Here is a 12231-nt window from a genome sequence, read left to right as displayed (position 1 = left end):
CCGGAGGTCATCTCCGGCTTTTTTTATGATTTTGGGTGATGCACCCGATGGGTCAGCCCGCGCAGGAAATTACGCAAAAACTGATCGCCGCATTCACGATAGTTTTTATGGTCCGGCGCGCGCATCATGGCGGTGATTTCCGGCACCGACACGCGGTATTTTTGCTCGGTCATGATCGCCACAATATCGTCTGTTTTCAGCGAAAAGGCGATACGCAGCTTTTTCAGCACCGTGTTGTTGTTCACCCGACGCTCCAGCGCCAGCTCCGGCGCAGACTCATCTTTGCCACGCTTATCGTAAATCAGGCCGTTCAGGAAACCCGACAGAATGATGTCCGGGCAGCGCACAAAGCCCTCTTCATCTTCTTTGGTCATCCAGGTATCAAACCCGGCCGACGTGGCTTCCATATCGGAGAGCGCAAGAATGCGCACCATGTCGTTATTGTTCGCTTTCAGGGTGTAGCGCAGGCTACGAAGAATGTCATTACTAAGCATGAGTGCCTTTTCACCGTCGATGTTGCAATGCCGCGCAGTGTACCAGTTTTACAGACCAATCGCCTCTTTCAAACTCTTCAGGTAGCGTCGGCTGACGGGCACCGTTTGCCCAGCACGCAAAACCAGCTCCGCCTGGCCATTATCTTCGAGACGGATCTCTTTGAGGTGCGCCATGTTCACCAGATACTGTCGATGGCAGCGGATCAGCGGCGTGCGGCTTTCCAGCGTGCGCAGCGTCAGCTCGGTAAAGCCTTCGTTACCTTCGGCACTGGTCACGTAGACCCCGCTCAGGCGGCTGCTGACAAAGGCGACGTCATCCATTTGCAGGAGGTAAATGCGGCTGTGTCCGGTGCAGGGAATAAACTTCAGCGGCTGCTGATTTTCCGGCAGCAGCGAGACGTCCTGCACCGTGCGCTCCTGACGCAGGCGGGCAAGCGTCTTTTCCAGTCGCTGCTCTTCAATCGGCTTGAGCAGATAATCAAAGGCGTTCTCTTCAAAGGCTTTTACCGCATATTCATCAAATGCCGTCAGGAACACGATATAGGGACGATGTTCCGGGTCGAGCATTCCGACCATCTCCAACCCGCTGATGCGCGGCATCTGGATATCAAGAAAAAGCACGTCCGGCCGCAGCTTATGCACGGCACCAATGGCCTCAATCGCATTGGCGCACTCGCCCACCACCTCAATATCGCTCTGCTCCTGCAGCAGCACGAGCAGGTTTTCCCGCGCTAACGGCTCATCATCGACAATAAGCACTCTCAGCATGCGTTTTCCTCCAGCGGCAGTCGTAACGTAATACGGGTAAATTGGTCCGGCTCGCAGGCGACGGTAATGCCGCAATCATCGCCAAAATGGGCGCGCAGGCGTTTATCCACCAGGCTCATCCCTAAACCACCGGAGGCGGAAGGCTGATAAAGCCCGGCATTATCTTCAATATCCAGCACCAGATGGTGGTTGAAACGGCTGGCCGCAATGGTTATCTCCCCTGTCCCCAGAAGCTGCGACGTACCGTGCTTGATCGCGTTTTCCACGATGGGCTGCAGGGTAAATGCCGGAAGATGCTGATCCGCCAGTTCATCCGGCACGGAGAGCGAGACCTGAAGCCGTGACTGAAAACGTGCCTGTTCAATCTGCAGATAGGCATTAACGTGTTCTATCTCATCCGCCAGGGTGACAATCTCCGACGGGCGTTTGAGGTTCTTGCGGAAAAAGGTCGACAGGAATTGCACCAGCTGCGCGGCCTGATCGCTGTCGCGTCGGATCACCGCCTTCAGGGTATTAAGGGCGTTGAATAAGAAATGCGGATTCACCTGAGCATGCAACAGCTTGATCTCTGACTGCGTCAGCAGCGCTTTCTGGCGTTCATATTGCCCGGCAAGGATCTGTGCGGAAAGCAACTGCGCAATCCCCTCCCCCAGCGTGCGGTTGATGGAGCTGAACAGGCGGTTTTTCGCTTCGTACAGTTTAATGGTCCCCATCACCCGTTGGTTTTCACCGCGTAGCGGAATGACCAGCGTCGAGCCGAGCTTACACTGCGGATGCAGTGAACAGCGGTACGGCACCTCGTTTCCGTCGGCGTAGACGACCTCACCGGTTTCTATCGCGCGCAGCGTATAGGCGGACGAAATCGGTCTGCCTGGAAGATGATGATCGTCACCGGTTCCGGTAAAGGCCAGCAGCCGCTCGCGATCGGTGATCGCCACTGCACCAATGTCCAGCTCCTTATACAGCACCAGCGCCACCTTCATGCTGTTCTCTTCGTTAAATCCCTGACGCAGGATACCTTCCGTTGATGCCGCAACCTTTAACGCCGTGGCAGAGAACGCCGAGGTGTATTTCTCAAACATGGCGCGCTTGTCGAGCAGAATACGCATAAACAGCGCCGCACCCACGGTGTTGGTCACCATCATTGGGGCTGCAATACTGCTCACCAGCTTCAGCGCATCCTCATAGGGTCGCGCAATCAGCAGGATGATTGCCATCTGGGCCATTTCGGCCACAAAGGTAATTGCGCCCGCGGTAAGCGGGCTGAAGACTTTATCCGGACGGCCACGCTTGATCATGTAGCTGTGCACCAGACCGCCGAGTAGCCCTTCGACGATGGTTGAGATCATGCAGCTTAGCGCCGTCATGCCGCCCATTGAATACCGATGCAGACCGCCGGTTAACCCGACCAGGCCGCCCACGACAGGGCCGCCGAGCAATCCGCCCATCACCGCGCCGATGGCGCGCGTATTGGCAATGGAATCTTCAATATGAAGGCCAAAGTAGGTACCGAGGATGCAGAAAATGGAAAAAGTGACGTAGCAAAGCAGCTTGTGCGGCAGTCGGACGGTAACCTGCATCAGCGGGATGAACAGGCGCGTTTTACTCATCAACCAGGCGATGACAAGAAACACACACATCTGCTGAAGCAACAGCAGCACCAGATTAAACTCGTACATACTCACAACCACGCGCTCTAAAAACGCGTAACATACACTGATGTAGGTTAACTTTCTTTGAAGCGGTACAAAAAAGGTGGAAATCGTGTTCGATATCACACCTTTTACCGAACATAACGTATGCTTCGCATTTTTTGTTCAAAAAACGATCATTTCTACCTGGTTCGGTGATCTGCGTCTACAGTTAAGCTGGGGACGCGCAGGCCAGGGGGCGAATATGGCGCTTTACACGATCGGTGAAGTGGCACTCCTTTGTGAAATCAATCCCGTTACGCTACGAGCGTGGCAAAGACGATATGGATTACTCAAACCGCAGAGAACGGACGGTGGGCATCGCCTTTTCAATGATGCCGATATAGACCGGATTCGCGAGATCAAAAGCTGGATCGACAATGGCGTACAGGTCGGCAAAGTGAAGTCGCTGCTGAGTCAGCACGACCCCGATACGCAGCACCTCTGGCGTGAGCAGCAGGAAACCCTGCTGCGGCTTCTGCAAGCGGGTAATCTCCAGCGCCTGCGTGGCTGGATAAAAGAGCAAGGCCGCGACTACCCCGCGCAAACCTTGATCACCCATCTGTTCATCCCGTTACGCCGCCGCCTTCAGTGCCAGCAGTCAACCCTGCAGGCGCTGCTCAGCATCCTGGATGGGATGCTCATTAACTACATTTCGGTGTGTCTTGCCTCCGCGAGAAATAAGAACGGTAAAGATGCGCTGGTGGTCGGCTGGAACGTTCACGATACTACGCGCCTGTGGCTGGAAGCCTGGATCGCCACCCAGCAGGGCTGGCGCGTGGATGTTTTGGCGCACTCGCTGGCCCAGCTCCGGCCAGAATTTTTTGACGGTCACACCCTGCTGGTCTGGTGTGGCGAGGTTCCGTCTGCCTCACAGCAACAGCTCCTGACGGAATGGCGTGAGCATGGTTATCCCGTCTACGCCCTCGGCCCGAATGAGCCGTAACGGCATTTAATGGTTCATTAACAGCTGCGCTTCACCGTATAATTGTTCCGTTAACAACAGGAGCACATGATGAAGGCAACCAAACTGGCCGTAATTACCCTTTTTGTTCTGATGGCCGTAAGCGGTATCGGCGGCGTAATGCTGGCAGGCTATTCGTTTATTGTTCGTGGCGGTGTCGGCTGAGATAGCGCGCCAGACGCTCGAACACGCGGTCAACCACAATCGCCGCCAGCGCAACCAGTAGCGCACCCTGAATAATGTAGGCCGTATTAAACCCGCTTAAGCCGATGATGATCGGCGTCCCCAGCGTGTTTGCGCCCACCGTCGAGGCGATGGTCGCCGTTCCGATATTGATAATCACCGACGTCCGGATCCCCGCAAGGATAACCGGCGCGGCTAACGGCAGTTCAACCTTGCACAGCCGCTGCCAGGGGCTCATTCCCATCCCTTCGGCAACGCTCAGCACCGATGCCGGTACCGCCGCAATGCCCGCCAGCGTGCCCTGAAGAATGGGCAACACCCCATATAAAATCAGCGCAATAATGGCCGGCTGCTGACCAAATCCCATCACCGGCACCGCGATAGCCAGCACGGCTACCGGCGGAAAGGTCTGCCCGATCGCCGCAATGGTCTCTACCAGCGGGCGAAACTCCCTGCCGGAGGGGCGAGTCACCGCCATTCCTGCGCCCACGCCCAGCACGATGGCAATGATGCTTGAGAGCGCCACCAGCCACAGGTGTGCCAGCGCTAAATTGATAAAGCTCTCCTGCTGATATACCGGCCGCGGCAGTCCGGGGAAAAGCGTGCTGAATAATGCCGCGCTGTGCGGCATCAGAAACAGCAGGGCAAGGAATAGCCCCACCAGCCAGAGCAGCGGATCACGCATGGCTTTCACGCGTCACCTCCCCGGCCAGCAGATCGCGAAAATACAATGTGCCGCAGGGTGCACCCTGCGCATCCGCAACCGGGAGCACCTCACTCTGCCGCGCAACAAAGGCAGAAAGCGCATCCCGCAGGCTCATCTGTTCATGTAATGGCTCACCGCTTATCGGCTCATCCTGTCGGCGCATATAGTCGCTAACGGTGCGCAGGGAGAGCAGCCTGACGCCCAGCTCGCTGCGGCCAAAAAATTCGCGTACGAAATCATTTTTCGGATGGGTCAAGAGTTCCAGCGGAGTGCCCTGCTGCACGACTTCCCCGTGGTCCATCAGCACCAGACGATCGGCCAGACGCAGCGCCTCGTCGATATCGTGCGTCACCAGCACGATGGTGCGCCCCAAAATGCGATGAATGCGGGTCATCTCCGCCTGAAGCGCGCCGCGCGTCACCGGGTCCAGCGCGCCAAAAGGTTCATCCATCAGCAGCACCTGCGGGTTGGCGGCCAGCGCACGGGCGACCCCAACGCGCTGCTGCTGCCCGCCGGAAAGCTGATGGGGGTAGCGTTCACGGAGCCCGGGCTCTAACCCGAGCAGCGCCATGAGCTCATCGACCCGCTCGTTCGTTTTGACTCGGGACCACTTCTCCAGCTGCAGCACGGTGGCGATGTTCTGCGCCACCGTCCAGTGGGGAAACAGGCCGATGGACTGAATGGCATAGCCCATGCGACGCCGCAGCTCCAGCACAGGCAGGCTACGGATCTCCTCCCCCGCAAAGCGAATCAGGCCGCTGTCGTGTTCCACCAGCCGGTTAATCATCTTCAGCGTGGTGGATTTCCCCGATCCTGAGGTGCCGATCAGCACGGAGAATGCGCCTTCGGCAAAGTTCAGGTTCAGGTGGCTTGCCGCCGGACGGCCCGCAAAGGTTTTACTCACATCATGAAATTCAATCATTGGCTCTTCTCCCGAGCAACGCGAGCCATAAGGCAAACAGCGCATCGATGACCACTGCCAATACGATAGTGGGCACCACGCCCAATAACACCAGGTCCAGCGCGCTGCTGAGCAGGCCCTGGAATACCAGCGAGCCAAAGCCCCCGGCTCCGATCAGGGCCGCGATCACCGCCATCCCCACGGTCTGTACCGCGACCACCCGCAGACTGCGCAGTAGCAACGGCAGCGCGAGGGGAAGTTGAATTTTCCAGAAACACTGCCGCGCGCTCATCCCCATCGCATGGGCGCTTTCCAGCACATCCGGTGACACCTGGCTTAAGCCCGCCACCACGCCGCGCACCAGCGGCAACAGCGCATAAAGCACCAGAGCGATAAGCGCGGGCGTTAATCCGGTTCCGGCAATACCTAGCGTTCTCAGCACGGGAAACGACGTCACCAGCCCCGCCAGCGGCGCAATCAGCAGGCCAAATAACGCCACGGAAGGAATGGTCTGGATAACATTGAGCACCGTAAAGACCCCGCCCTGACGGGAAGGATGGCGGTAACACCACATGCCCAGCGGTATCCCGAGCAGCAGCGCCGGTACCAGCGTGCCAAACAGTATGGTCAGATGTTGCGCCAGGGCATCGTTAAACACCTCCTGACGGTTAGCGTACTCTTTCAACAGCGAGAGATCGTTCAGCTCACCGCTCAAGAGCAGCACCAGGGGGATACACCAGATTTGTGCGTTGAGTAGCCATCGCCAGACGGATGTCGGCACCAGACGGCGAATGGCGTCGCTGCAGGCCAGCAGGCAAAGCGCCAGCCACAGCCATAGCCCGCTGCCAACGGAGGTGCGCGCCAGCGGGCTTTCGGCGGAGACCATATGCGCTGCCGCACGGCCCGCGCTCCAGAACAGCACGATGAAGAGCCCCTCGCAGAGGAGCAGCGTAAGCCACTGCGCCTTACGCCCTTGCCAGAAGGATAACGCAACGAGCGCGCCCAGCGCCCCTGCCAGCAGCAGCGGCGCAAACGACCACACCTGCCAGAGCGGGCGCGCTTCGCCCGACATCAGGCGGTTAGGCGCGACGTTCACAAAAGGTAACGCGACCGCCACGATGGCCACGCAGGCCAACAGCAGCAGCACGCGGTTATGACATTTTATTGGCACAGCCTTGTCCCGTTACTTCACAAGCCCTTGTTGCTTCAGGAAATCGGCAGCCACTTTTTTGGCATCCAGTCCCTCTACGGCAATGCTGGCATTCAGCTGTTGCAGCGTTTTTTCGTCCAGCTTTTCAAAGACGGGCTTAAGCCATTCGGCGATATCCGGGTAGGCTTTCAGCACAGATTCACGCACGACGGGCGCAGGCGCATAAATGGGTTGAACGCCTTTCGGATCGGTCAACGTTTGCAGGCCCAGCGCCGCCACCGGGCCGTCGGTGCCGTAAGCCATTGCAGCATTCACCCCAGAGGTTTGCTGCGCTGCGGCTTTGATCGTCACCGCCGTGTCACCGCCAGCCAGAGAGAGCAGCTGCGACTGTTCAAGTTTGAAATCATAGGCTTTTTCGAATGCGGGCAGCGCGTCCGGACGTTCGATAAACTCCGCGGAGGCCGCAAGCTTAAAGTCGCCTTTCTCTTTCAGATAGCGGCTGAGATCCTCAAGTGAGGTCAGCTTGCCTTTCTGCGCAATGTCTTTGCGCACCGCGATAGTCCAGGTATTGTTGGCCGGGGCTGGCGTCAGCCAGACCAGTTTGTTCTGTTCCGCATCCAGCTTTTTAACTTTTTCGTATCCCGCTTTGGCGTTTTTCCAGGCCGGATCGTTTTCTTGTTTGAAGAAGAAGGCACCGTTGCCGGTATATTCTGGGTAGATATCCAGCTCGCCAGAGGTAATGGCGCCGCGCACCACGGGCGTAGTGCCAAGCTGAACTTTATTGACCGTTTTAACACCGTGGCTTTCCAGAACCTGCAAAATGATATTGCCGAGTAACGCCCCTTCGGTATCAATTTTCGAACCAACCTTCACCGGTTCAGCCGCTTGCAGAGGCAGGCTCAGCGCTGCCAACAGCACCGCAGATCCCATCATCCCCGTTTTAATCGTCATTCTGCTTTCCTCATTATTTTGCTGCCTTTTTCAGAGGCTTGAGTGAAAAGCGTAGCTTAAAACGGCGGATTTAACCGTCAAAATGCCTTTTTCGCATAAGGTAAGACGCATCCCCCGACAGGCGAGGGATGCTGAGGAGGAAATGATTACTGCAGGTCGAACTCGCCTTTATTGACGCGGGCAGAGTCCATGCCGATAAAGACATTGAACTTGCCGGGTTCAGCATCGTATTTCATCTGCTGGTTCCAGAACTTAAGCGCATCGATGTCAATCGGGAAGCTGACGGTTTTGGTTTCGCCAGGCTTGAGGTCAACCTTATCAAAGCCACGCAGCTGTTTCACCGGGCGACTCATGGAGGCCGTGACGTCCTGAACGTACATCTGAACGACCGTGGCCCCTTCCCGTTTACCGGTGTTAGTCACGTCGACGCTGGCCGTCACCTTGCCGTCACGTTTCAGGGTTGGCGCTGACATTTTCACGTCAGAGACCTTGAAGGTGGTGTAACTCAGGCCGTAGCCGAACGGATAGAGCGGGCCGTTGGCTTCGTCGAAGTAGCGTGAAGTGTATTTGTTTGGCTTGTCGGCGTTGTACGGCCGCCCGGTGTTCAGGTGGCTGTAGTAAACCGGGATTTGCCCAACGGAACGCGGGAACGACATCGGCAGCTTGCCTGACGGGTTGTAATCGCCAAACAGCACGTCTGCAATAGCATTCCCCCCTTCGGTACCGGCGAACCAGGTTTCCAGGATCGCATCCGCTTGCTGGTCTTCTTTCACCAGCGCCAGTGGACGACCGTTCATCAGCACCAGTACCAGCGGTTTGCCGGTTGCTTTCAGGGCGGCGATCAGGTCACGCTGGCTTTGAGGAAGCGTAATATCGGTACGGCTGGAGGCTTCATGTGCCATGCCCTGTGCTTCACCCACCACGGCGACGACGACGTCGGACTGCTTCGCGGCGTTGACCGCTTCGTCGATCATTGCTTTCGGCGAGCGCGGGTCAACCTTCACCGCCTCTTCGTACTGGTTGAGGAAGGTAACGATATCGTTGTCGTTCGTGACGTTTGCCCCTTTGGCATACACCACGTTGGCGTTGCCACCCACGGCGTCTTTAATGCCGGTAAGCACGGTCACGGACTGGTCGGCCACGCCTGCGGCAGACCAGCTCCCCATCACGTCGCGCTTGCTGTCGGCCAGCGGGCCCACTACGGCAATGGTGCCGGATTTTTTCAGCGGCAGCGTATCGAGGCGGTTTTTCAGCAGCACCAGGCTTTCACGCGCCACTTCACGCGCTTCTTTACGGTGCAGACGGCTTTCGGCGTTGGTGTCTACCGGATCGGACGCTTTCGGCCCAAGGTGGCTGTACGGATCGTTAAACAGCCCCATGTCATATTTCACGTTCAGCACGTGGCGCGCGGCATCGTCCAGCTCTTCCATGGTCACTTTGCCGCTCTTCACCAGCCCCGGCAGGTATTTGCTGTAGTATTCGTCGCTCATGCTCATGTTGATGCCGGACTTGAGCGCCACGCGCACCGCGTCTTCCGGATCGGACGCCGTGCCGTGTTTGATCAGCTCTTTAATCGCGCCGTGATCGGACACGGTGATGCCCTTAAAGCCCCACTGGTCGCGCAGGACATCTTTCAGTAGCCAGGCATCAGAGGTCGCAGGCGTGCCGTTAAGGGAGTTCAGCGCCACCATTACCGCACCGCTGCCCGCATCCAGCCCCGCTTTGTATGGCGGCATATAGTCGTTGAACAGACGCTGCGGGCTCATGTCGACGGTGTTGTACTCTTTACCGCCTTCAACCGCGCCGTAGGCTGCAAAGTGCTTGACGCTGGTCATCACCGAGTAGCGATCCGCCGGGCTTTTGCCCTGCATCGCTTCCACCATGGTTTTGCCCATCGTGGAGGTTAAATACGTATCTTCGCCGAAACCTTCCGACGCGCGGCCCCAGCGCGGATCGCGCGAGACGTCGACCATTGGTGCCCAAGTCATGTTCAGGCCGTCGTCCGCCGCTTCATAAGCAGACACGCGCCCGACGGTTTTCACCGCGTCGAGGTTAAAGGAGGAGGCTAAACCGAGGCTAATCGGGAAAACGGTACGCTGGCCGTGCAGCACGTCATAGGCAAAGAACAGAGGGATTTTCAGACGGCTGAGTTCCATCGCCTGATCCTGCATTTTGCGGATATCCTGGCGGGTAACGGTGTTAAAAATCGCCCCCACCTGGCTCTCTTTAATCATCTCGCGGATCGCCTCTTTCGGGTTATCCGGGCCGACGCTGATAAGACGCAACTGACCGATTTTCTCATCGACAGTCATCTTTTTGAGCAAGTCCGTGACAAACGCGTCGCGGGCTTCAGGCGTGAGCGGGTGATTGCCAAACATTTCATCTGCCAGCGCAGGTTGCAGCGCCAGGCTGACGGCGACACCTACAGAACATAGCCATTTCATGGTGTTTTTACTCTCTCATCAATAACCGCCGGAAGAACTCGGCCAGACCGTGCGAAAAGCGCAGTGTGCCACAAACCCTCTGAACGTTGCAGGGTTATTCTCTGATTTTTCTCGTGAATACTCGACCGCTTAACAGTTAATCGCGCTATGCTTTACAGCGTGAAATTTGCCCCGCCACAAGGAGTGGAAGATGACTTCTGTTCGAACTGACGATAACACGACTTTTATTAACGAACTGTCACGCCTGGTGGGTCACACTCACCTGCTTACCGACCCGCCCAAAACTGCCCGCTACCGTAAGGGTTTTCGTTCCGGTCAGGGCGATGCGCTGGCGGTGGTGTTTCCCGGCACGCTGCTGGAACTGTGGCGGGTGCTGAGCGCCTGCGTCGCCGCAGACAAAATTATTCTGATGCAGGCCGCCAATACCGGCCTGACCGAAGGCTCAACGCCAAACGGCAACGATTACGATCGTGACATTGTCATCATCAGCACCCTGCGCCTGGACAAGCTGCACCTGCTGGACAAAGGTGAACAGGTACTTGCCTTCCCGGGCACCACGCTCTATTCACTGGAAAAAGCGCTGAAGCCGCTGGGACGCGAACCGCACTCGGTAATCGGCTCGTCCTGTATCGGTGCCTCGGTGATTGGCGGGATCTGCAATAACTCCGGCGGCTCGCTGGTGCAGCGTGGCCCCGCGTACACCGAGATGTCGCTGTATGCCCGTATCGATGAAAACGGCAAGCTGACGCTGGTCAACCATCTGGGCATCGACCTGGGCGTGACGCCCGAGCAGATCCTCAGCAAGCTAGACGATGATCGGGTGAAAGACGAAGACGTTCAGCACGATGGCCGTCACGCACACGATCACGATTACGTCACCCGCGTGCGCGATATCGAGGCCGATACCCCTGCGCGCTACAACGCCGATCCGGACCGGTTGTTTGAATCCTCCGGCTGCGCGGGCAAACTGGCTGTTTTTGCCGTGCGCCTTGATACCTTCCCGGCAGAGAAAAAGCAGCAGGTGTTTTACATCGGCACCAATCAGCCTGAAGTCTTGACCGAAATTCGTCGACATATTCTGGGTGAATTTACCCATCTGCCGGTGGCGGGCGAGTATATGCACCGGGACATCTACGATATCGCCGAGCGCTACGGCAAAGACACGTTCCTGATGATCGACAAGCTCGGCACCGACAAAATGCCGTTCTTCTTCACCATGAAGGGGCGCACCGACGCAATGCTCGATAAAGTGTCGCTGTTCAAGCCACACTTTACTGACCGCTTTATGCAAAAGGTGGGCAACGTTTTCCCGGCGCATTTACCGGCGCGGATGAAAACCTGGCGCGATAAATATGAGCATCACCTGCTGCTGAAAATGGCCGGTGACGGCATTGCCGAAGCACAATCCTGGCTGACCGAATTTTTCAAAACAGCCGAGGGGGATTTCTTCGCCTGCACGCCTGAAGAAGGCAGCAAAGCCTTCCTGCACCGTTTTGCGGCGGCGGGTGCGGCCATACGTTATCAGGCGGTCCACGCTGATGAGGTGGAAGATATTCTGGCGCTGGATATTGCCCTGCGCCGCAACGATACCGAGTGGTTTGAACATCTGCCGCCAGAGATCGACAGCACGCTAGTGCACAAGCTCTACTACGGCCACTTTATGTGCTACGTCTTCCACCAGGATTACATCGTCAAAAAAGGGGTCGATGCGCACGCGCTGAAGGAGCAGATGCTAGCGTTGCTGAGCGCGCGAGGGGCACAATATCCTGCGGAACATAACGTCGGGCATCTTTACAAAGCGCCAGAAACACTTAAGCAGTTTTATCGCAAGAATGACCCTACAAACAGCATGAATCCCGGCATTGGTAAAACAACACGGCATAAACACTGGAAAGAGAGCGGTGAAACGGAGCAGAACAATTCGCAAGCTGCTGATTAAAGAATACAGCCAACTTTAAGAGATTGTTTAGCGTGACTCA

The 12231-nt window shown here is 57.0% G+C and carries 11 protein-coding genes; 3 read left to right on the top strand and 8 right to left on the bottom strand.

The genetic code is table 11. The annotated features are described in order from the left end of the window. Positions 1-23: 23 nt before the first annotated feature. The 3 genes from V5P19_RS01790 to V5P19_RS01780 are packed head-to-tail and all read right to left on the bottom strand — an operon-like array spanning position 24 to position 2941. Positions 24-494 (bottom strand): DUF1456 family protein, encoded by a 471-nt coding sequence (locus V5P19_RS01790; protein WP_334399563.1) that lies wholly within the window; start codon positions 492-494, stop codon positions 24-26. A gap of 48 nt (positions 495-542) precedes the next feature. Then, on the bottom strand, positions 543-1262 hold the full coding sequence (gene btsR / locus V5P19_RS01785) for a two-component system response regulator BtsR (RefSeq protein ID WP_334399561.1): 720 nt from the start codon (positions 1260-1262) through the stop codon (positions 543-545). Continuing rightward, complete coding sequence (locus tag V5P19_RS01780; protein WP_334399559.1) at positions 1256-2941, bottom strand: sensor histidine kinase; 1686 nt, start codon at positions 2939-2941, stop codon at positions 1256-1258. The genes btsR and V5P19_RS01780 overlap by 7 nt, the downstream gene beginning before the upstream one ends. 217 nt (positions 2942-3158) lie before the next feature. Here V5P19_RS01780 and mlrA point away from each other — a divergent pair, with 217 nt between their 5' ends. Further along, positions 3159-3899 carry an HTH-type transcriptional regulator MlrA gene (gene mlrA, locus V5P19_RS01775; protein WP_334399557.1) on the top strand — a complete coding sequence of 247 codons (741 nt, stop codon included), beginning with the start codon at positions 3159-3161 and terminating at the stop codon, positions 3897-3899. A 69-nt stretch (positions 3900-3968) separates the two neighbouring features. Then, entirely contained in the window at positions 3969-4082 is a 114-nt protein-coding gene (locus tag V5P19_RS01770) for a protein YohO (RefSeq protein WP_010433613.1), read from the top strand. Here the strand turns inward: V5P19_RS01770 and V5P19_RS01765 are convergent. The 5 genes from V5P19_RS01765 to bglX form a co-directional block, all read right to left on the bottom strand. Further along, entirely contained in the window at positions 4057-4794 is a 738-nt protein-coding gene (locus V5P19_RS01765) for an ABC transporter permease (RefSeq protein WP_334399555.1), read from the bottom strand. The genes V5P19_RS01770 and V5P19_RS01765 overlap by 26 nt on opposite strands. Continuing rightward, positions 4778-5728, bottom strand: coding sequence for an ABC transporter ATP-binding protein (locus tag V5P19_RS01760; protein WP_334399553.1), 951 nt, complete (start codon positions 5726-5728; stop codon positions 4778-4780). Before V5P19_RS01760 ends, V5P19_RS01765 begins: the two co-directional genes overlap by 17 nt. Then, positions 5721-6878 carry an ABC transporter permease gene (locus tag V5P19_RS01755; protein ID WP_334399552.1) on the bottom strand — a complete coding sequence of 386 codons (1158 nt, stop codon included), beginning with the start codon at positions 6876-6878 and terminating at the stop codon, positions 5721-5723. Before V5P19_RS01755 ends, V5P19_RS01760 begins: the two co-directional genes overlap by 8 nt. A 12-nt stretch (positions 6879-6890) precedes the next feature. Next, positions 6891-7808, bottom strand: a complete 918-nt coding sequence (locus tag V5P19_RS01750; protein ID WP_334399550.1) for an ABC transporter substrate-binding protein — start codon at positions 7806-7808, stop codon at positions 6891-6893. Between the two features lie 146 nt (positions 7809-7954). Then, positions 7955-10252 carry a beta-glucosidase BglX gene (gene bglX, locus V5P19_RS01745; protein WP_334399548.1) on the bottom strand — a complete coding sequence of 766 codons (2298 nt, stop codon included), beginning with the start codon at positions 10250-10252 and terminating at the stop codon, positions 7955-7957. A 190-nt stretch (positions 10253-10442) separates the two neighbouring features. On the opposite strand from bglX, the gene dld reads away from it, so the two are divergent. After that, on the top strand, positions 10443-12191 hold the full coding sequence (gene dld / locus V5P19_RS01740) for a D-lactate dehydrogenase (RefSeq protein ID WP_334399546.1): 1749 nt from the start codon (positions 10443-10445) through the stop codon (positions 12189-12191). The last annotated feature ends 40 nt before the right edge of the window (positions 12192-12231 follow it).

The organism is Enterobacter sp. UNJFSC 003, from assembly GCF_036903355.1.
Taxonomy (GTDB): domain Bacteria; phylum Pseudomonadota; class Gammaproteobacteria; order Enterobacterales; family Enterobacteriaceae; genus Enterobacter.
Note: the sequence above shows the minus strand (reverse complement) of the source record. Positions and strands in the feature narration are given on the sequence as shown.